Below are 21,622 nucleotides of genomic sequence, written 5' to 3'. Positions count from 1 at the left end.
CCACTCATAATTGAAATGAGTGGATATAAAGATTGTCTAATGATTATTATGAATAGAAGGTAAGTCATTCGGATTTATTATCGCTAACATCTGATGATCTTCCCATGAGGCACTAATTTTAACATTCTTTTTAGCTATTCCTTCTTTATGGAAACCAACTTTTTCTAATACTCGAATGGAACCAACATTATCTGGCATCACTCCAGCTTCAATTCGGTGTAAGTTAAGAATTTCGAAAGCGTGATTAACAACCAAATTCGCTGCTTCAGTAGTGTAACCTTTTCCATTATGTTCCTGATCTAAGGAATAGCCTAAAAGGGCACTTTCACGAGGTCCACGGAAAACTTGAAATAAGCCGATGGTACCTATAAGAATATCACCATTTATTTTAAAAATGCCAAATCGATATTCTATATCTTTTTTTGTATTTTGTTCCCATTTTTTGATTAATTCTTTTTGAGTTTCTAAAGTCCAGTAATTTTCTGGATGAGTAATGGAGTATTTTTCAAAAAAAGCTCGATTTCTCATTTCTAAATTTAGTAATTCGGCAGCATCTGAGAGGGTGAGCGGACGTATATATACATGTGATATTTTGGACATCTAATCTTCCTTTCTGTATGTATTGGATTATTAAGATTTCTTAGACTTATAACTTAAAGAAAAAAAGGTCAAAGTTAGTACCCCTATTATTGTAAATGACATATATATATTGCTGAAAATTAAATTCTCCCCTATAAGGGAAAAAGGATTAAGTCGTAATGAGCCGTTTTCATTTTCAAGTAACTTCCCAAACAAGGCACTACTTAAAGCTCCTGCAAAAAAATTCAACAGATTGAAAAGACCCATGCCTACTCCATTTTGTTTCTCAGACAAATTCGAGCTAATTAAATCAGCGGTGCCGCTCTGAATAAACGGGAAACCAAGGTAGGCGATCAATAATCCTAGTGTGATCAGTGCCGTGTTTGAGCCGGCAAATGTCGAGATAAATAGAGCGCCACAGGAAATGAACAACAGTCCGTATCTAATGATGGACTGTCCTCCCCGAGTGGAGATTATTCTTCCAATCCTTTGTCCAATAAGCCCAGAGGCTATTGCGCCAGGGAAAAGAATGAATCCAATTTCCAGCATGGTCAACCCATAAAGTTCCCTTAACATAATAGGCAGCAAGAAAATCAATCCAAACACTATTAAGTTACCTAGAAAACTTGTCACCATCGTAACCGTGTACTTTCTCATCTTCAGTATACCTGGATCAATAAAGGGATATGAAATGGAGTTTATCCGCCAAATTAAAAGTATAAAAAAGAGGGTGAAAAATAGGAAGGCTAACCAACTGACGTTCGTGATCATGAATAATAGGCTGGTAACCAATACCCCCAATAGTGTAGCCCCGATAAAATCAATTTTTCCATTCTGCTTGGCTTCATGAGGAAACCATTTCCTAAAGAAGGGAATGGAGAAGGCACTGGCTACGGAAATGAGGAAAATATAGCGCCAATCCAGTATACTACCGATAGTACCGCCGACAATAGGACCAATTCCCGAAGAAAAAGCAATCGTCGAGGCCAGGTATCCAAACATTTTTCCTTTTTCATTTTGAAAAAATCGAATCGGGACGAGAAAAGAGAGGGGGGGCACCGAGGCGGCTCCCATTGCTTGAAGAACTCGTCCGACAATGAGCGTTTCGTAATTTGGAGATAAAAAGCCAACTAAAGATCCTAATGAAAACAAGCTTAATCCAATCGTATAGAGACTTCGAATTGGAAAGAAATCAGACAGTTTACCATAAATCAGTGTTCCTATAGCAAAAATTGTGGTGAAACTAGTAATGACCCAGCTGACTTGTGACGGAGTTAAATTGAATGAGTCTGATATATCTGGTATTGCGACATTGAACATGGTACCATTCATCACTGCAAAAGCGAGGATGGTACAAGTTAAGACTATTATTTTCTTGGACTGAGGAGTGGAAGCGAGTAAAGTGTTTTTTGGGAATTTCATTAAAAGTCTCCTTTTGTTTTACTTAGGAAAGTGTTGGTACAGCAACAGAACAAGAAAATTGTATTTATCCTTATATCCCCATCTTGTTTTCCTCCTCCTTTTACTGATAGTATAAAAGTAAAGTATCCACCTACGGGATACTCAAGGAGAAATATGAAAAAACAAAAATTATCTTCAGGCGAAATCGCACGAATATGTAACCTTAACAAAAAAACGTTATTTTACTATGATCAAATAAATTTACTGAAACCTGCAATCGTCGAGGCTAACGGCTATCGTTACTATACGCTTGACCAAATCGATCAATTAAGTAAAATCAAAGCTTTACAGAGTGTGGGGTTCTCTTTAGCAGAAATAAAACAGCAATTGTATGTGAATGATATTTCGGAAGGCATAGCAACTCTGAATCGACAAAAGCAGATAATTGAGGAAAAAGCCAACGAATTAGTAGCAGTAAAGAATACAATGGATCTAAAAATTCTGGAGTTAGAACATTATGATCAAATCGGTATCAATCAGGTCTATATTAAAGATTTTAATGAAGAATGGCTGTACGTCGACAATCCTTCTCCACAAGAAGAAATAATATCTAATTATCTATTTGATGGGTATCATTTTGGCATTATGTTGGGTATCAAAGACTATCCAGATGAGAAAATAGAAATCACGAAGTATAAACATATGGATAATGCCAAAAAGGCTAACTTCAAGAAAGAAAAAGGGCGATATGTAGGGATTTATTTTATTTCAGGAGAAGATCATATTATTGCTGATGCTCTAAAGGCAATGACACGAATACAGCAAAGTGGATATTCTATGGAGGGGCAGGCTTTTGTCAAAGACATAGCAAGTGACTTTGTTAATTTTGAACATGGGAATATTCCCTTTCAAATGACATTGAAATTGACTGATTGCAAAGTTAAATAAGCCAATACAATAGGATGTACTTGCTCAAACGGACGCGATTGGTGAAGAAGTAGGTCTCTGCTCTTATTAAGCTCCCATGAAAATTAAAATCTTCGATTTATAGAAAAAGGCAATACGAAATCGGACGCAGCTCAATAATTTTTTAAAAAGTGCAGCGCCTAAATGAGAATTAAATTATGGGTTGGACTAGGAGGCATTTGGTTCAGTGATTGTAACGTTGTAACCTAAGTTTTCAAGTCTTCGAACAGAATATCGTACAATCGATTGTTCTTTTTGTTTGTCAAAGTAATCTTCCCCTAAGTCTACGTACATTTCTTTGCGTGTTAGGAGATAATAGCAGATTCTTAAAATGGCATGAGCGACTGATATCCCTGCACGCTTTTTACCCTTTCTTGATGCAGTACGCCTATACAGGGCTCCCAAGTAGGTTTTGGATCCTCTAACAGAATGAGCCGCTTCAATTAATGCCGATTTCAAGTACTTGTTTCCTTTTTTCATGTTGGTTGATTTCCTCTTGCCCGCACTTTCATTATGTCCAGGTACTATTCCTGCCCAGGAACATAAGTGCGCTGAACTGGGAAATTGCTTCTCCACATCTGTACCGACTTCGGCTAAGATTTGTTCAGCCATTCGAGTGGCGATGCCAGGAATGGAATCCAATCGTTCTATATCTTCTTGATGGGATGATAACCTAGTAGCCACCTCTTCGTTTAATAGCTCAATCTGCTCAGTTAGAAATTCTATATGGACCAGAATGGTTTTCAACATGAGACGTTGATGTGGATTGATATACCCTCGAAGAGCTAGTTCTAGTTCACTCTTTTTCTTCTTCATTGATCGGCGGGCAAAGCTGGCTAATTTCTTAGGATCATTTTCGCCATCGGCGATAGCACGAAGCATATCAAGCGACGAAACACCCATGATGTCGGAGACAACGGAACCGAGTTTGATATTCGCTCCTTCTAAAACCTTTTGAATCCGATTATGTTGTCTCGCACGCTCTTCAATAATACTTCGACGGTATCGAACTAACTCTCTTAATTCCCGCTGATTTCGGTCTGGAATAAAACTTGCTTTAAGTAGACCGTGACGAAGAAGTTTGGCAATCCATTCTGCATCTTTTACATCGGTCTTACGACCTGGTACTGCTTTCATATGTTGAGCGTTCACTACTAAAAACTCAATGCTCTCGGCTTCTAGCAAGTTAACAATAGGCTTCCAAAATACACCTGTACTTTCCATTGCTACGTGAGTACAATCATGCTCCTTAATCCAGTCAATTAACTGTAATAGAAATACAGTTTTAGTGGAAAACGTTTGAATCTCCTTTCCTTTTGGGGTAATAATACAAGCAGTAATGGAATCCTTATGGACATCCATTCCACAAGCACGTTCAATGATTACTTCCATTGTAATCATCCTTTCTACGGCAAATAGTATTGGAGGCTGGTGCAATAACCAGAGTAGGATTAATCTCCCATGAGTGCTTCCCGTAAGGGAGCGACAGTCTGTGATGCACCGTGGTCGTTGGAGTCAGACTAACGGATGGGCTCTATGGCACCATAGTTCATCGACCTTCCTCTCCCAGCCGTAGTATCCTATACCCAGGTTTTCACATTTTCATTCTCTGTGGTGTAGCGCTGATTTTGCGCTACATGGATGGCTAACGGGTGCTTTACTTCAAGAAGGAGTAAAGCACTTTTTTCTTATTGAACTAAAGGGGCAGTTTAGTTGAAGAAGCTAAGATGGAGTCTTTTTAAATGGGTAAATTATTTATATTTGGAACCTCTATCTATTTCAAACGTAAAATTAGGCAGTGTTAATGATAAGGAGTGATGGAATGGTTAGAAGAAGAGGGACATATCAAATAAAAATTCGTGACAAGCAGCTCGTTTGTTTTTTTTGTCAGCAAGATGAATTTTTGCATCGTGAAGTTTATACGGATTTATATTCTTTAGGTGAAACGGTAACAGACCAGCTCACATTGCAATCATTTTGTTGCAAGTCATGTGGTGAAATCCGAATGTTTCAAGAAAAAAACCGATTTGATCATATGTTACAAAAACATGTATCTATTATTGAATACACGGAAGTGACAAAAGAATGAGCGGGATGGATGAACCCCTACGCCCCCAAAAAAGTCGTATCACGATTTTTGATGAGCCTGTTATTTGTAGTTTTTGTTCACGTGATGTGTTTATTCCCTATGAAGTTTTTGTGAATGTTGAACAACCGGGTGTAAATAGGATGTATGTTAGGTATATAGCTATTTGTCAATATTGTGGTCAAGCCAAACATTTTTTAGATCCAAGCCATTATGATAACGAAAAAGATGATTATATTTGGGCCTTGAATCAGTATTTAATTTCCATTAGAAGTTATAAGATTAAGATTATATTTTATGTTGGAAAGAAAGGTAACGGCAAAATAAAAAATTTTACAAATAAGCTTATTCAAGATTTTGGTATAGAAAAAGAGAATATAAATATCAGTAATTTAAAAGGATTAGCAGAACTTCAAATAAAGATTTCTAATTTAAATGAAATTGAAAATATCAGAGCTGATATAATGAATTCCGCGAGACGACTTTATATAACGATTAAGGATTTAACCATTAAATAAATTATCTATGTAATGTAATTATTTGTAAGACATTATTATAGGTACAATTAGCAGTGTTTTTCTTCAAACAAAACCCTCAATTTTCGTTTGGGATGGCTATATTTATCAAATAAGCGATGAGTATGTAGATGAAATAAATGAAGAGATTGGTGAAGTAACAAAGTATTCGGATAGGGAAGGAACGCACTCTGGAAACTTTTCGAATGAATACAAAAAAGGGACTAAATATTACTCAATAGAAGGAATTAGTACGGATGATGCAATAGCTATTGAAGAAGACGATGATAAATATAGAAAAGCTATTAGGAATGGGAAATACGGAGAATAGTAATTATTCTTGTTCAACTCCCATGAAAATTAAAAAATGCTCAAAATCAACAAAAATGCATAACAAAAGAGACTCAGAAATAGCTTTTTTAAAAAAAGGCTGAGCCTTTAGAGTGGTTATATTAAGTTGCAAGGTAAATCAAGAATCAACTCCATTCTTGTAAGAATAAAGGGTGGCTGGTGCAATAACCAGAGTAGGATTAATCTCCCATGAGTGCTACTCGTATAGAGTGCGACAGTCTGTGATGCACCGTGGTCGTCGGAGTCAGACTAACGGATGGGCTCAATGGCACCATAGTTGATCGACCTTCTTCGCCAGCCGTAGTATCCTATACCCGATTTTCACATTTTCATTCTCTGTGGTGAAGCGCTGATTTTGCGCTTCATGGATGGCTAACGGGTGCTTTAGTAAAATGTAGGGCTGATAATACAGTTCACTTTTCTGATTGAACTAATGCTGCAGTTTAGTTGAATAACATACTTTTCGAAAAACTCCCAAAACCAAGCTTACTGGTTCTAGATGTGTATAATTAACCAAATGTGTTCATACACTTTCAAACCTTGTGAAGCGATTGCTTGGTTGGAGTTAGTTTATTTAAACTTTAAACGTTTTCCTATAAAATGAACTTGTGTTCAACAATCGGATCATATTTTGGAGTAACTAACCTAAAGTGATGAATGAATGTACTTTAAAAGAAGTATAATTAGGAAAAGGAATACCCTCAAGTCCATGTAATGTAAGGATTTGAGGGTATTTTACTACATACAATTATTCTCTGTGATGAAATGGAGTCAGAAAAACGATGAATCCTCAGAAAGCTAAATTTTCTATTTGCATTCCTAATATCTCTTTGTTTCATTTACATTGAAGGTTTAATGACCAGTTCACTTACATCCACATGAACAGGCTGTTCAAGTGCATAGACGATCGCACGGGCAATAGCCTTAGTTGGCAGAGCGTTCCGTCGGTATTCCTTCATGAATTCTCTAGCCTGGTTGTCAGTAATGCTCTCAGCTAGTTCTGATTCCGTTACTCCTGGCGATACAAGGGTCACACGTATCCCTAGACCTACAGTCTCTTGCCGCAATCCATCTGTTATTGCACGTACGGCATATTTGGTCGCACAGTAGACAGCTGCTGTCGGGGTCACTTCGTAGGCACCGGTGGATGCGATGTTGATGAAATGTCCAAAACCTTGTTTCTTCATGACCGGAAGACCTGTGGCAATGCCATGGAGGACACCGCGTATGTTGACATCAATCATCCGGTTCCATTCCTCAATTTTTAGTGCGTCCAGCGAAGAGAGGGGCATCACCCCTGCATTGTTAATAATAGCGTCAACTCTTCCAAAACTACTTTGGGCTGCACCTATAATTGCCTGCATCTGTTCTAGTTCTGTCACGTCGAGCTGTTGAATGAGTACAGAACCGCCATCCCCTTGAATGTCAGATGCCAATGACTCTAGTCTCTCCACACGTCTTGCCCCGATCACAACATGAGCTCCAAGGCTTGCGAGCAGTCGGGCTGTTGTTTCACCAATTCCGCTGCTTGCCCCTGTAATCACAACAACTTTTCCATTAAGTTCGGACATTATTCCTTGCTCCCTTCTTCCAGATATAGCACCATACCTGCATGGTAAAGAACCCCATTGATAAAATCACCATTGGCAGTAAAGCCTGTATCATCGACATATTCGATATGATTGTCTTTGATGATATAGCTGCCTTGATATGCGCTTTCGCGGTTGCCGCGGGCTTCATCGTAACGGTCGTTTGGAAGCAGCTCGTGCCGAATATAGCCGTCCGCGGTCACCCACATCCCCACATAGGGATGAGAATTTTTTATAAGTTCTTTTTTCATTTATATTCTCCTCTCATATTTAAAAGATGGAGGGGCACTCAAATCTTGGCAGAAAGTGATCCAAAGAACGTAACAGAAACTTGATCAAATCCATACAATCTAATTGAAGTGTCTAACCATAAACTAATTATGAACTTTTGAACCAAAGAGGGGGTAGTCGGAAAATATACAATTGTTGCCTAATACTCCAATAAATTATAGTATAATGAGCAAGAGAACCATATATGTAACTGGAAAGGAGAGGAATGGTTCATGGATCGAATTAAGGAATTAGTGGAGTTGATCGAGAGAAATGTAGCGGTGGATGGGACGCATGACACATCTATATCAGGATTGAGATTTGTTCGTACCACACAGATTTCTGAACCCGTTTCCTCTGTTTATGAACCTTCCCTATGTGTTGTGGCCCAGGGATCAAAATTAGTCATGCTTGGGGAAGAAAGCTATCAGTACGATTCTGCAAGTTATCTGACAGCTTCCGTTCATTTGCCGATTACGGGACAGATCATAAAGGCCTCGCCTAAAAACCCTTATTTATGCGTTAATATACAGCTTGATATGAATCAGATTTTCGAAGTCGTTCAGTCATCGAAACAAGTAATTTCTAATGACTCTCCGGGACGAGGTCTGGTAATCAGCCTAATAAATGATTCGCTTCTTGAAGCGGTATTACGGCTTACTAGGTTACTGGAGACTCCACAGGATATACCAATCCTTGCCGATGGTATAAAACGTGAAATCATCTACAGGATTCTACAGAATGACCAGAATGATTCCTTGAAGCATTCTGCACTTGTAGGGAGTCAGGCCCAACGTATTGCAAAGGTAATCGGGGTGTTAAACCGTGAATTTGCACAGCCCTTAATGGTAAACAGATTGGCTAAAGAAGCCAGAATGAGCCTTTCATCCTTCTACAGCCATTTCAAGGAAGTCACGGGTATGAGCCCAATCCAGTTTCAGAAACAGCTTCGGTTGCAGGAAGCACGCCGATTGCTTTTAACGGAAAACCTGGAAGCGGCTGAGGCAGCGTTTCAGGTAGGTTATGAAAGTCCATCTCATTTCAGCCGGGAATACAGCCGTAAATTTGGCCTGTCCCCAATGAAAGATATACGACGTCTGCGGAAAATGCTGTAATAAAAGAAGTGCACGTTTATCGAGACTAAATATTCTATGTAAGTGGAAGGGCATAGGAAAAGTGAATCCAATGAGGTAAATAGGGAATTATTTTAAATATAAAAAGAAAAAATGCTTGGATACCTTATTAAGGATTTGACAGTGCTTGTAAAATATTACTGCTGGCAAATAGTGTTTTTAGAAACAAACACATAATTAAATAAAAGATATAAAAATAAGTTGAATTGAGCACTTAACTAGAGAGGACATACATAGAACAAAAATGAGTAATCGCCATTTAAAACTACTAGCCTGAGCTTGCAAGGAGGATGGAAGTGTCATTCTAGATGTAACTCCATGTGAATTTAATGAAGTGCATCCATTATTTTATGACAATCGGGCGCGATTGTGGAATAAGCGCCTATTTTTCTTCTTCAACTCCCACGAAAATTAAAAAATGCTCAAAATCAATAAAAATACATAACAAAAGAGACTCAGAAATAGCTTTTTTAAAAAAAGGCTGAGCCTTTAGAGTGGTTATATTGAGTTGCAAGGTAAATCAAGAATCAACTCCATTCTTGTAAGAATAAAGGCAGGCTGGTGCAATAACCAGAGTAGGATTAATCTCCCATGAGTGCTACTCGTATAGAGTGCGACAGTCTGTGATGCACCGTGGTCGTCGGAGTCAGACTAACGGATGGGCTCAATGGCACCATAGTTGATGGACCTTCTTCGCGAGCCGTAGTATCCTATACCCGTTTTTCACATTTTCATTCTCTGTGGTGTAGCGCTGATTTTGCGCTACATGGATGGCTAACGGGTGCTTTACTTCAAGAAGGAGTAAAGCATTTTTCTTATTGAACTAACGAAGCAGATTAGTTGAACAAGGATTATTTACAAAAAGAGATTTATTAAGATGGAAATGTTAACTCTGTTGAAATTGATTATTGAAACTTATCACTTTTTATTATCGTACTAGTATTGGGCATTAGGTAAAGAGGAAGGGCGGATAATAGCGATGAAAAAGGGGCTACTATTGTTTCTATTGGTAGTGAGTGTTCTCTTAAACGTGTACCATTTCGGAAAAGATTTTTGGGTAGGAATGTACACACCGAATGAAAAAGATCAGGTTATTTTGAGCGAGATGGTGCAGCTCGTTGTGGAAAGTGAAGAGTATCAAAAGCTAGCAGATACGGAGAAGATTCGTGCCATTGAAGTGGGTGTGGACCGCAATAAGGGTGGGGTTTATCCGTTTCATTATGGGGTGTCAGTACGAACAGATAAGCGGACTTATCTCTTTAGTTGTCAGGATAAAACATGTTCGGAGATGGGAATTGGGGGTTCGACATACTCAAGATACAGTGAGAATGAACCCGTATTACCGCTAAAGGAATAGGTAGAGCTGAGGATGACTTTCTTAGTTATTGAACTAACGTCGTGCTTTAGTAAAATGTATGGCCGATAATACAGCTCACTTTTCTTATTGAACTAACACTGCAGGTTAGTTGAAGAGTATTGTTTAACTTGAGTTCAACAATCGGGCCAGATTGTTATATAACCATCTGAATAAACAAGCGGATTAGTCTGAAGGTAAAGGGGATTTATATGAATACAAAACGTAAAAGGAAGGTCTGGGGGATAGGTTCAGGAGTTATTGTACTTGTTATAGCTTTCATATCTTGGTATTATCCATTATCGCCTTTTAGCATCCATCAAAGCTTTACATATCATCCTGGTTCGGAAACCCATAATGGCAAAACCTACGAAGAAGAGATTGGCGAGTTTAAAGTTGCCTATGAGAAGGATCTAAAAAAGGTTTTAGAAAGTGATAATTACAATCCTACGGTAAATCGGACTCAATTTATTCTTCCCATTTTTGAACAAGACTGGCTGATCGGCACGGACTCCAAAACAATTGATAAAGATAAACTGGATAGAATGCTTTTCGATGTACAACAGGCAAGAAATACCCTGTTAGATCTTGTTTCTGAAGGAGATTATTCCAGAGAAGAAAGAGTATACCTGGTTGACAGCATAAACAATTTCCTTAACTTAGAAGAAAGTATTAGATTTATAAGAAACGGAAAAAATTTTTCGAGAAGTGATTTGCAAAGGATGTTAGGTAATTTACAAGGAGATTTCTGGGCAGGTTTTGATTACTATACCACCGTTTTTTATGATGTATCTCATAAATAAAAGTTTGAAGCAATCGGGCGCGATTGTTTAATAAGCGTTCCTGTTCTAATTCAACTAACGGTGTGCTTTACTTCAAGAAGGAGTATAGTCTATTTCTATTGAACTAATGCAACAGATTCATTAATTTTATGGAGGTTTATATGATAATAAAAGAAGTAGATAGCAAAGTGATAATAGATGGCTTTGAATTTTATGGTCAAATTGAACAAGACAAAAATTGTTCTAAATGCAAGTTTAATATAGTTTATTATGATGATTTTGATACGTATTTTTGTCCTAAATGTAATAGTTGGATTGAAACTAAATGTATTGACCCTAATTGCAAATATTGTCCTAATAGACCAGAAAAACCTTTATCTCACAAGTAGTGTTATTCAACTAACAAGGTGCTTGTGCGGCCGAGCCTAGGTCGTATCATATAGCGGGTGGGATTCCCGTCGAGAAAGAACTAGCCATTCACTCGTAGCGAGTCTTGGAGGGCTAATGGTAACATTAGCCTTTAAGCGTAGACAGTTAGGTGGCGGGCCGAAAGCCAACTGGTTGAAGGGATTGAGCTCCATAATGTTAGTAAATCGAGAGGGCTGATGTTTTAAGCACGGCAGAAAGCTATATTTTATCCATCGTTAAAGGCAAGAAGGATAAAACCTCTCTGGAGTCAGAGACCTTGGCACGTCACACATCGATATGATACGGCAACTCGGGAGGCCCTACCGGTCTTTTCTTCTTATAGAAGAGTATGGTGTACAAGCGATAATAAGCGAGGAAACCAAATGCCGTTGTAGGGAGTCGGATAGCAGCGTAGTACCAATGAAGTTGGGTAATGCCGATGGAGGAAAGGCTGCTACCAAATGATCACTCTCACTAGGGACACATTTACTACACACAGCGGTAGAAATAATAAATGTAAACTAAACTATTGAGGATAGCAGAATCACCATTTTGTGAAGGATGATTTGGAGGAGCCGTGTGCGTAAATAGCGCAAGCACGGTTCTGTGAGGGGGGTGGAACACAATCTACCGTAAGGTAGAGAGGTTCCCTTCTACTCGACTACTTCAAGAAGGAGTAAAGCCTTTTTTCTTATTGAACTAAAGCAGCAGTTTAGTTGAATAAGGATTTTTTATAGAACATCGGGAAAATACTGTTCTTCTCTCTTCATAAACTAGATGGAAGATTACTTTGATAGAAACATTATAATTACAATTGTGAACATTCTAATTATTAGGTACAATAAGGTTGCCTGGAGTGAAAAAGATAGAATAGAGGAGAATATTATGAAAAAGAGAAATTTCATCTTTATTTTTGTAACTTTAATTTCTGTTGTTGGTTTGTATCTTCTATTAGATTTGGAAAAGGATTATAGCCAGCTTTCATTTGAAGAGTTACACGATTTGGCACAAAAAGAAGACGCAGAAGCACAAGGAATATTAGCCTACTATTATCAAGAAGGAATAAATGTAAATATTAACTATGATGAAAGTTTAAATTGGTATTTAGAAAGTGTTAAAAATGGAAATACAACAGCTATGGTCAACTTAGGTTATCTTTATGGTAATGGAATAGGGGTAGAACAAGATTTAACAAAAGCCTTTGAATTAAATTTAAAGGCTGCTAATAGTGGAGATTCAAGTGCGATGTTTAACGTTGGCAAGAAATATGAAATGGGTATTGGGATAGCTAAAGATACTTCGAAAGCTAATTATTGGCTGGAGAAATCCGAATCATCAAAGGAGATATAATATAATAATCCTGTTGTAAATTCGGAACGTGATTCTTTCTTATTCAACTAACGAGTGCTTTACTTCAAGAACGAGTAAAGCCTTTTTTCTTATTGAACTAAAGCGGCAGTTTAGTTGTAGAAGAATTAAAGGATTATCGTTCAACGTGGTTGAATAAGTATTATGTATACTAATTCTTTGGGGGTACATAATGGAGTTTTATAATTTTAGTAAAGATAGTGGTAAGAAAGTTTCAGGGTTTGATTCAAATTTTATTATGTCTCGTGTTATTCAAACAGATAACGTAACTAATATAGGATGTATGCACTTAGACGAAAATGGCATTGTAGGGTACCATCAAGCGGTAGTGCCTCAACTTTTGGTAGTAATAACAGGAGAAGGGTATGTTCGCAATGATAGAGAAGAATATTTTAGAGTTCAGTCTGGAGATGCTGTATTTTGGGAAAAAGATGAATGGCATGAAACGAAATCAGATAATGGATTAACTGCTATTGTAATTGAAAGTGCTGAGTTAAATCCTTCCTTATTTATGCCATTAAAGAAATAGATATTATTCTACTAACGGGTGCTTTCGTATTATAAGGTTAACCAGTTTTTACTGGTTGACCTTATTTTTATAGGATTTAATATATCAGTAGCCAGGGTAGGACGTACGGGTGCGTGGGACAATGATCCCGTGAACTAAACTGTCCACCCCCTACTTGTAGAAACATGTTTGAGGCTGGTTGGGACATAGATCTCGTATAACAAGCGAAGCTATGATACTACATGGAGGAATAGGGGTACTGGTGAGAGAAGTCAGAGGAGGAAGCTAAATGAACCCAGTAGTTGGTCTGGATGTGGCTAAAGGAGAGAGCCAAGTTCAGGCGTTTTTAGATAAATCGAAGCCGTTTGGAAAGAGTTATTCTATGAAGCATACAAAAGAGGAGTTAGACCGTTTTATAGGCTTTTTAAAGGAGATTGAAGGGATGACTGGGCAAATGCCTATGGTCATTTTAGAATCTACAGGTCATTATCATTCTCCTGTTATTCAATACTTGGAGGACCATGAAGTTTTATATATTTTGCTTAACCCGATCATTTCTTATCAGGCGAAGAGATCTAGTTTAAGAAAGGTAAAAACAGACGCGATTGATGCGTATCAGTTGTGTGTGCTTTATTACAAAGAAGATTTTGAACCTCATAAAAACAGAGGAATCCAATTATTAAACCTTAGAAATCTTTCCAGACAACAAGAGATTGTGACGAATATGTATGTAGAAGCGAAACTGCAGTTTCACACTATTTTAGATCAAGTGTTTCCTGAATACCGCAAGGTTTTTGGAGATCTTTATTCGAAGGTTTCTTTAATGATGTTAAAGAAATATCCTACTTCAGAAGATATACTAGCGGCTGGAGAAAGTAAGTTAGCGGAATGTGTGATGGAGTTTTGTCCAAGACGGTCTAGTCTATGGGCATTGGATAAGGCCAAAAAATTAATGGATTCCGCATCTCGAAATCCATTTCAAAAAGTCGTGTATCACAGTCATTTGATCAATCTTCAAATGTATATTGAAATGCTTTTTCAGTACCAAGAACATCTTTCCGAGTTGGAAATTCGTATAGTGACCTTGGCAAATGAATTAGAAGATTACGAGATTGTTCAATCAATTCCAGGGATCGGAGAAAAAATCGCTGCAACGATTATCTCCGAAGTTGGTGAAATCGATCGGTTTAGTCATCCGAAAAAACTGGTTGCCTTTGCGGGAGTGGATCCCAGTGTTCACTCATCAGGAAAGTTCACCGCCACAACCAATCGGATTACTAAACGAGGTTCGAGTAGATTGCGCCATGCTTTGTATCTTGCCGTATTGTGCGGTATCAGAAGCTCAAGAAACAAAAAGCTGAAAGAATTCTATGACAAGAAGAAATCAGAAGGAAAGCCTTCCAAAGTGGCAATAGTAGCCTGCATAAACAAACTGCTTCATTGGGTTTATGCTTTATTAAATAGAAAAGAATCTTTCCAGGATATAGCGTAATTACTGGTTACAAGTGATTAAGTAAAAACCTTCCATAAGGTTTTTGGAGGGCTATTTGTCATGCACAAAATAGTATAACATAAGATTAATAGTAATTTTAAAGAAAGATATTGACATCCTATTAGCTGGTTTAGTAAAATGCAGAGCTGATAATACAGCTCTCTTTTCTTGTTCAACTAAAGCGGCAGTTTAGTTCAATAAGAATTTTCTAATGAACTGCAATATAATTTAGGTTTTTGAAACCGAAAAGACCTGTCTTTGGCAGGTCTTTTTGTTGTAGTTTAAGAAACAGAAATTAAATTTTATTAAATGTGAGAAAAAAATTGTATTTATTACGTTGTATATAGTGTGAGGGATTTTACAAAAAGTAAGGAGACAAATCTTATGAAATCTACCGACCATAATTTTATAAAGCGGCTTAAACGTCAAAAAGAAGATGCTCTAGAATATGCAGTTGATAAATATTTACCGTTAGTTAAGGGCATTACCTATAATGTGTGGGTTTGAAGTGATTGACCGAGATATTTTTATGATGAAGTTTTTCTTAGACATGACAAGTGAAGAAATTGCAAAAAATATTGGTTTAACGAAAGCTGCAGTCGATAATCGCATTTACCGCGGAAAAAGAAGACTAAAACAACAACGGACTAATAATAACTTAGGGGGGACTTTTGCATGAAAGATATCTTTGAGCATTTAATTAATCTCAAACTGGATGATGAAGATTTTAAAGAGATGGAAGTAAGCGAAGTCGAAAAGGCAAGAGTAAAGACAAAATTAAAGCAATCAATAGGCAAGAAACAGTCACATAACATGAGTAAACAATCAACTCGAAAAAAGTGGGGTTATGGCATCGGGGCAGCAGTTTTGGCTTTTGGATTATTAGTAGCTTCTTCAATGGTGTCTCCAGCAATGGCTACGGTTTTGTCTTCTATTCCCGGGATAAGCTCTATTTTTAGCTATCTAGGTGATTCGGGACAAAAAAATGTATCTGAACTGGACCTAACAGAAGTTGTAGAACAATCAAAAACGGTCAATGGGATTACCATTAGTCTAGGGGAAATATTCTATGATGGGACAAGGTTTAATATTAGCTATTCGATTGTTTCCGAAAAACCAATCCCTGAGCGATACATTGAGATAGCTGGATACACAATAGATAAGCAAATGGTACAAGGTGGAATTGGAATAAAGGATATTATCGAAACTCCAACAGAAAGAGTAGGGTTCTTACAGTTCGACCAATTTTGGAAGGAGAAGCCACAACCTGAAGACCTAAATTTGGAATTAGCCTTTAAAGGGCAGTCAGGTGAACAATGGAGTTTTACTACTGCAGTTACGAAACAGAATAATAAAGAAATCGATATTGGTCATTCAGAAAAAAGAGGGGACTTTAGATTCACGGTAAACAAAGTAATACTTGGTCCAAGTGGTCTGCTACTCAGCTATGAGGCTAGAAGTTGGGAAATAGGTCATTTGGAGATGTTTCTACAATTCCGAGTGGTGGATTCATCAGGTAAGGAACTAAAAATACTCGAAGGAGGCGTGACTGACGGAGATGGAAAAATCGTTTATGAGCCTATTAATGATACGGTAGATGAATTGACCATAACACCGTTTATTGAACTTCCGAAGGAAAAAGCAGATATGAAAATTTACGAGAATAAGAACTACAAATTCAACAGCTTTAATGTTAAAATTCCACGATAAATTAAGTCAAACTGTAGAACGTTAACCTTAACAGATTAACGTTCTTTTATTTAAGCATCGCATCTTCCACTCCCATGAAAATTAAAAAATGCTCAAAATCAACAAAAATGCATAACAAAAGAGACTCAGAAATAGCTTTTTTAAAAAAAGGCTGAGCCTTTAGAGTGGTTATATTAAGTTGCAAGGTAAATCAAGAATCAACTCCATTCTTGTAAGAATAAAGGGTGGCTGGTGCAATAACCAGAGTAGGATTAATCTCCCATGAGTGCTACTCGTATAGAGTGCGACAGTCTGTGATGCACCGTGGTCGTCGGAGTCAGACTAACGGATGGGCTCAATGGCACCATAGTTGATCGACCTTCTTCGCCAGCCGTAGTATCCTATACCCGATTTTCACATTTTCATTCTCTGTGGTGAAGCGCTGATTTTGCGCTTCATGGATGGCTAACGGGTGCTTTAGGTAAAAAAGTGGCTGCCTGTAAGGGTAGCTTTTTCTTATTGACCTAAAGCAGCAGGTTAGTTCAATAAGTGCTTGATTTTTTTAAAGATTCTTATGATAAAGTTAAGTTGGAATATGATACAAAGGGGAGTTTAATATGGACAAATACAAAATAATATTATTTGATTTAGACGGAACGCTTTCAGACCCTAAAGTAGGTATAACAAAGTCTGTTCAATATGCATTGCAGAAAATGCATATTATTGAGTCTGATATTGATAAACTTGAATGTTTTATTGGTCCACCACTTCAAGATTCTTTTGCTGAATACTACAATTTCAATGAGGAAAATACGCAAAAAGCCATTGATTTTTATAGGGAAAGATTTAAAGAGATGGGGATGTTTGAAAATGAATTATATTCAAATATATCGTTACTATTGAAATCATTGAAAGACCTAAATTTCACTTTAGTAGTTGCAACTTCAAAGCCTACTGTATTTTCTGAACAAATACTAATTCATTTTAATGTTGACCAATATTTCGACCTTGTTGTTGGAAGTAATCTTGATGGAACCAGAACAGCCAAAACAGAGGTTATTAAATACATACTCGATATGTACAATGGGCATAAGCTAGATGACTTTATTATGATTGGTGACAAGAAGCACGATATCATTGGTGCAAATAATAACGGTATTGACTCTATTGGAGTAACTTATGGATATGGTTCATATGAAGAACTAAGTCATTCTAACCCTACTTATATTGTCAAAAGTGTTGACCAGTTAAAAGACATTTTGATTGGAAGTCAAGTCAAATAAGTGATATAAATTCTTTCACTAACGGGTGCTTTACTTCAAGAAGGGGTAAAGCATTTTTCTTATTGAACTAACGAAGCAGTTTAGTTGAATAACGGAGTATTTGAATCTAAAAGAGAGCTGTCGGAATTGAAACGAGATATAAAGCAATTTTCAGAAGAATTAAAGGAGACAAAGCAAGAAGTTTATCCTGCTGAAGAAACAGAAAAAACCGCTTAATATTTTGGGCTTAATGGAGTAGAACTCCATTCTGTGAAATGCCTGAGGTTTCATATTTGGAAGCAAGCTAGTGAAACTCAGATGTTGAATAAACTTTTGGGCAAAAAGATGTGTAAGAACGGTTTTTCCCTTTCATTTTCCCAACTATTAAAAGTAAGAAATACTTGACTTTTTGTCCGGAGTTTTTTACATTTGAGATAGCAATCTGGGGAGGGAAAATATGGAGATAAAGAATCGATTAAAAGAACTGAGGGCAAGATCCAACCTTACGCAAAAGGACTTGTCAGAAAAAGTAGGCGTAACACGTCAGACCATTGTCTCGTTGGAGAAAGGAACCTATGTGCCATCGCTGTTACTCGCGATGAATATAGCGGAAGTGTTTCAGGAGCCAATCGAAAAAATATTTTTCAAGGGGGATGGCAAGTGAAGACTGTTCTATTTGAAAGTATCAGCAAAATCATTATTATAGGCGTGTTCGCATATGCAGTGGGATTTGCTTATGAAAACATCTGGTTGATGGATGAATTTAATCGAGGGTTGGCGAATGGTGAAATCCTTTTAGTTGATGTAAAATTTAATTTATGGCCATTCATCGTCAGTATCCTGTTAATGCTGCTTCAAATCATTTTGTCTGTAAAATTGAAACCAAGAAAGCGGGCCGACATCCTGTTGAAATTCGGAGAATTCCAAGAAGCGGATGAACGGGAGCTGATCATCACCAATAAAGCAACTAGGGCTTCTCATGTTACGTTTACATTGGCTGTGATGATAGCAATGTTGATTATGGTTCTTTCTACAAATTACATTTATCTTTATCCTGCATTTTCTATCTATTTATTTGCGTCAACAATAGTGGCATCAAGCATTGCTTACGCTATAGCATGGTGCATTGAGTATAATAAATAACTAAAAATGCACCGAGAGATTTCTTTGGCAGCACATCTCAAAGTCAAGTATACGCGTTAATAAAAGAACAAGATGTTTGGATGATGGATAATTATCATTTAATCGTGTCAGCAAAAAAGATGAGAAAATAACTAATATCGTTCTTGTACTCCCATGAAAATTAAAATCTTCGATTTATAGAAAAAGGCAATACGAAATCGGACGCAGCTCAATAATTTTAAAAAAAAGTGCAGCGCCTAAATGAGAATTAAATTATGGGTTGGACTAGGAGGCATTTGGTTCAGTGATTGTAACGTTGTAACCTAAGTTTTCAAGTCTTCGAACAGAATATCGTACAATCGATTGTTCTTTTTGTTTGTCAAAGTAATCTTCCCCTAAGTCTACGTACATTTCTTTGCGTGTTAGGAGATAATAGCTGATTCTTAAAATGGCATGAGCGACTGATATCCCTGCACGCTTTTTACCCTTTCTTGATGCAGTACGCCTATACAGGGCTCCCAAGTAGGTTTTGGATCCTCTAACAGAATGAGCTGCTTCAATTAATGCCGATTTCAAGTACTTGTTTCCTTTTTTCATGTTGGTTGATTTCCTCTTGCCCGCACTTTCATTATGTCCAGGTACTAATCCTGCCCAGGAACATAAGTGCGCCGAACTGGGAAATTGCTTCTCCACATCTGTACCGACTTCGGCTAAGATTTGTTCGGCCATTCGAGTGGCGATGCCAGGAATGGAATCCAATCGTTCTATATCTTCTTGATGGGAGGATAACCTAGTAGCAACCTCTTCGTTTAATAGCTCAATCTGCTCAGTTAGAAATTCTATATGGACCAGAATGGTTTTTAACATGAGACGTTGATGTGGATTGATATACCCTCGAAGAGCTAGCTCCAGTTCACTCTTTTTCTTCTTCATTGATCGGCGGGCAAAGCTAGCTAATTTCTCAGGATCATTTTCGCCATCGGCGATAGCACGGAGCATATCAAGAGACGAAACACCCATGATGTCGGAGACAACGGAACCGAGTTTGATATTCGCTCCTTCTAAAACCTTTTGAATCCGATTATGTTGTCTCGCACGCTCTTCAATAATACTTCGACGGTATCGAACTAACTCTCTTAATTCCCGCTGATTTCGGTCTGGAATAAAACTTGCTTTAAGTAGACCGTGACGAAGAAGTTTGGCAATCCATTCTGCATCTTTTACATCGGTCTTACGACCTGGTACTGCTTTCATATGTTGAGCGTTCACTACTAAAAACTCAATGCTCTCGGCTTCTAGCAAGTTAACAATAGGCTTCCAAAATACACCTGTACTTTCCATTGCTACGTGAGTACAATCATGCTCCTTAATCCAGTCAATTAACTGTAATAGAAATACAGTTTTAGTGGAAAACGTTTGAATCTCCTTTCCTTTTGGGGTAATAATACAAGCAGTAATGGAATCCTTATGGACATCCATTCCACAAGCACGTTCAATGATTACTTCCATTGTAATCATCCTTTCTACGGCAAATAGTATTGGAGGCTGGTGCAATAACCAGAGTAGGATTAATCTCCCATGAGTGCTTCCCGTAAGGGAGCGACAGTCTGTGATGCACCGTGGTCGTTGGAGTCAGACTAACGGATGGGCTCTATGGCACCATAGTTCATCGACCTTCCTCTCCCAGCCGTAGTATCCTATACCCAGGTTTTCACATTTTCATTCTCTGTGGTGTAGCGCTGATTTTGCGCTACATGGATGGCTAACGGTACAGTTTAGTTGAAGAAATAAAGAGCCTTTGAATTTGAAACAATTATATATTCGGAACGTAATACCGTTAAGGGGGTATTGTAATGGTAAAGAGTAATAATAAAGCAAAATTCATTACTTTATTTAGCTTAGTGTTGTACATGTCAGGGTTTATGTTAGCTGCTTGTTCTCAGGAAGAGACAGAAGACGCAAATAAAGAAGTGATTAAAAAAGTTCTTGAGCATCAATTTACTGGTCCTGATGAGAAGTTTGTGGAGCTAGTATGGAATCCTGAATATAGGACTGTTGTGAATAATAAAGAAGAGAACAAAGAGTTAGATAAGTATGTAGAAGAGGTATACGGTCCTTACTTTATAGATTCTTATATTAGCTCTTTCCTAGCTGCGTCTGGGACCACATATCCAATTGTTGCTCACCTCTCAGAACACAAGTTAAGCCTTAAGGATATCATGATTGAGCAAACTGAGAAAATGTCCAATAGATATACCTTCTTAGTAGTGGTTGGTTATCAGAAAAATGGTGAGGAAGAAAGAACGGCAAATGTATCGGGTGAAGTCATCTTCTCTACAAAAGAAGAAGGGAAAATCGGTCGATTCCAATATAGAGATGAAGACGGTTTAGTGAATAAAATGAATGACAGGAACAATTGAAATATGCTCTTGTTATTCAAGTAACGGGTGCTTTACTTCAAGAAGGGGTAAAGCCTTTTCTTATTGTACTAACGAAGCAGTTTAGTTGAAGAAGGACTTTTTGATTGGATAAAGAATATTACTTTAGAAAAACAGAATTCGGGAGAGACTATTATGGTATTTTCATTTCGGTATAATGGAAAATTTTATGGTGCATAAAGATATTAATTATGTTTTTGGTAAAGAGGTAGAGAAATGATATCCCAAAAATATAAGCCTTTATTGCTGAATGATTTAATCGAATTATTTATACAACAGAAATATAATTGCGATGAAAACAAACATTTT

General features: G+C 37.4%; 22 protein-coding genes and 1 pseudogene. 17 read left to right on the top strand and 6 right to left on the bottom strand.

What is annotated here, in order from left to right; all coding sequences use genetic code 11:
* Positions 1–36 precede the first annotated feature (36 nt).
* A complete protein-coding gene (locus MKY29_RS11730; RefSeq protein ID WP_340879866.1) occupies positions 37–600 on the bottom strand; it encodes a GNAT family N-acetyltransferase in 564 nt (187 codons plus the stop codon).
* 30 nt (positions 601–630) lie between these two features.
* The gene (locus MKY29_RS11725; RefSeq protein ID WP_340879865.1) at positions 631–2,001 is read right to left on the bottom strand and encodes an MFS transporter; all 1,371 of its coding nucleotides are present in this window, start codon (positions 1,999–2,001) and stop codon (positions 631–633) included.
* A 153-nt stretch (positions 2,002–2,154) separates the two neighbouring features.
* Here MKY29_RS11725 and MKY29_RS11720 point away from each other — a divergent pair, with 153 nt between their 5' ends.
* On the top strand, positions 2,155–2,928 hold the full coding sequence (locus MKY29_RS11720; RefSeq protein WP_340879864.1) for a MerR family transcriptional regulator: 774 nt from the start codon (positions 2,155–2,157) through the stop codon (positions 2,926–2,928).
* A 186-nt stretch (positions 2,929–3,114) separates the two neighbouring features.
* Here MKY29_RS11720 and MKY29_RS11715 read toward each other — a convergent pair whose 3' ends face one another.
* A complete protein-coding gene (locus MKY29_RS11715; RefSeq protein WP_340879725.1) occupies positions 3,115–4,338 on the bottom strand; it encodes an IS110 family transposase in 1,224 nt (407 codons plus the stop codon).
* Between the two features lie 430 nt (positions 4,339–4,768).
* Between MKY29_RS11715 and MKY29_RS11710 the strand changes: the two genes are divergently transcribed.
* Both MKY29_RS11710 and MKY29_RS11705 read left to right on the top strand, forming a co-directional pair.
* Positions 4,769–5,035, top strand: a complete 267-nt coding sequence (locus tag MKY29_RS11710) for a hypothetical protein (RefSeq protein WP_241600708.1) — start codon at positions 4,769–4,771, stop codon at positions 5,033–5,035.
* Positions 5,032–5,550, top strand: a complete 519-nt coding sequence (locus MKY29_RS11705; protein WP_241600709.1) for a hypothetical protein — start codon at positions 5,032–5,034, stop codon at positions 5,548–5,550. The genes MKY29_RS11710 and MKY29_RS11705 overlap by 4 nt, the downstream gene beginning before the upstream one ends.
* Positions 5,551–6,737: 1,187 nt before the next feature.
* Here the strand turns inward: MKY29_RS11705 and MKY29_RS11700 are convergent.
* Positions 6,738–7,469 carry an SDR family oxidoreductase gene (locus MKY29_RS11700; RefSeq protein WP_241600671.1) on the bottom strand — a complete coding sequence of 244 codons (732 nt, stop codon included), beginning with the start codon at positions 7,467–7,469 and terminating at the stop codon, positions 6,738–6,740.
* Entirely contained in the window at positions 7,469–7,738 is a 270-nt protein-coding gene (locus tag MKY29_RS11695; RefSeq protein WP_340879863.1) for an Atu4866 domain-containing protein, read from the bottom strand. Before MKY29_RS11695 ends, MKY29_RS11700 begins: the two co-directional genes overlap by 1 nt.
* 252 nt (positions 7,739–7,990) lie before the next feature.
* Between MKY29_RS11695 and MKY29_RS11690 the strand changes: the two genes are divergently transcribed.
* The 13 genes and pseudogenes from MKY29_RS11690 (at position 7,991) to MKY29_RS11630 (ending at position 18,896) form a co-directional block, all read left to right on the top strand.
* Positions 7,991–8,872: an AraC family transcriptional regulator gene (locus MKY29_RS11690; protein ID WP_340879862.1), complete on the top strand. Its 882-nt coding sequence runs from the start codon at positions 7,991–7,993 to the stop codon at positions 8,870–8,872.
* 997 nt (positions 8,873–9,869) lie between these two features.
* Positions 9,870–10,247, top strand: coding sequence for a hypothetical protein (locus tag MKY29_RS11685; protein ID WP_340879861.1), 378 nt, complete (start codon positions 9,870–9,872; stop codon positions 10,245–10,247).
* A gap of 209 nt (positions 10,248–10,456) precedes the next feature.
* Positions 10,457–11,047, top strand: coding sequence for a hypothetical protein (locus MKY29_RS11680; protein WP_340879860.1), 591 nt, complete (start codon positions 10,457–10,459; stop codon positions 11,045–11,047).
* 140 nt (positions 11,048–11,187) lie between these two features.
* On the top strand, positions 11,188–11,415 hold the full coding sequence (locus tag MKY29_RS11675) for a hypothetical protein (RefSeq protein WP_340879859.1): 228 nt from the start codon (positions 11,188–11,190) through the stop codon (positions 11,413–11,415).
* A gap of 904 nt (positions 11,416–12,319) precedes the next feature.
* On the top strand, positions 12,320–12,784 hold the full coding sequence (locus MKY29_RS11670) for a tetratricopeptide repeat protein (protein ID WP_340879858.1): 465 nt from the start codon (positions 12,320–12,322) through the stop codon (positions 12,782–12,784).
* Between the two features lie 190 nt (positions 12,785–12,974).
* A complete protein-coding gene (locus MKY29_RS11665; protein WP_340879857.1) occupies positions 12,975–13,331 on the top strand; it encodes a cupin domain-containing protein in 357 nt (118 codons plus the stop codon).
* Positions 13,332–13,599: 268 nt separating this feature from the next.
* On the top strand, positions 13,600–14,802 hold the full coding sequence (locus MKY29_RS11660) for an IS110 family transposase (protein WP_340879856.1): 1,203 nt from the start codon (positions 13,600–13,602) through the stop codon (positions 14,800–14,802).
* A gap of 384 nt (positions 14,803–15,186) precedes the next feature.
* A pseudogene (locus tag MKY29_RS11655) lies at positions 15,187–15,481 on the top strand (sigma factor-like helix-turn-helix DNA-binding protein).
* Complete coding sequence (locus MKY29_RS11650) at positions 15,478–16,512, top strand: DUF4179 domain-containing protein (RefSeq protein WP_340879855.1); 1,035 nt, start codon at positions 15,478–15,480, stop codon at positions 16,510–16,512. Before MKY29_RS11655 ends, MKY29_RS11650 begins: the two are co-directional and overlap by 4 nt.
* A 596-nt stretch (positions 16,513–17,108) precedes the next feature.
* Positions 17,109–17,774, top strand: coding sequence for an HAD family hydrolase (locus MKY29_RS11645; RefSeq protein WP_340879854.1), 666 nt, complete (start codon positions 17,109–17,111; stop codon positions 17,772–17,774).
* 84 nt (positions 17,775–17,858) lie between these two features.
* Entirely contained in the window at positions 17,859–17,990 is a 132-nt protein-coding gene (locus tag MKY29_RS11640) for a hypothetical protein (protein ID WP_269915870.1), read from the top strand.
* A 220-nt stretch (positions 17,991–18,210) separates the two neighbouring features.
* Positions 18,211–18,417, top strand: coding sequence for a helix-turn-helix transcriptional regulator (locus MKY29_RS11635; RefSeq protein ID WP_093496836.1), 207 nt, complete (start codon positions 18,211–18,213; stop codon positions 18,415–18,417).
* Positions 18,414–18,896 carry a hypothetical protein gene (locus MKY29_RS11630; protein ID WP_340879853.1) on the top strand — a complete coding sequence of 161 codons (483 nt, stop codon included), beginning with the start codon at positions 18,414–18,416 and terminating at the stop codon, positions 18,894–18,896. Before MKY29_RS11635 ends, MKY29_RS11630 begins: the two co-directional genes overlap by 4 nt.
* 264 nt (positions 18,897–19,160) lie before the next feature.
* Here MKY29_RS11630 and MKY29_RS11625 read toward each other — a convergent pair whose 3' ends face one another.
* On the bottom strand, positions 19,161–20,384 hold the full coding sequence (locus tag MKY29_RS11625; protein ID WP_340765914.1) for an IS110 family transposase: 1,224 nt from the start codon (positions 20,382–20,384) through the stop codon (positions 19,161–19,163).
* A 344-nt stretch (positions 20,385–20,728) separates the two neighbouring features.
* On the opposite strand from MKY29_RS11625, the gene MKY29_RS11620 reads away from it, so the two are divergent.
* Positions 20,729–21,295 carry a hypothetical protein gene (locus tag MKY29_RS11620; protein WP_340879852.1) on the top strand — a complete coding sequence of 189 codons (567 nt, stop codon included), beginning with the start codon at positions 20,729–20,731 and terminating at the stop codon, positions 21,293–21,295.
* The last annotated feature ends 327 nt before the right edge of the window (positions 21,296–21,622 follow it).

It is taken from the genome of Psychrobacillus sp. FSL K6-2365 (genome assembly GCF_038003165.1).
Lineage (GTDB): Bacteria > Bacillota > Bacilli > Bacillales_A > Planococcaceae > Psychrobacillus > Psychrobacillus psychrodurans.
This window is presented reverse-complemented; position numbering and strand designations above follow the sequence as displayed.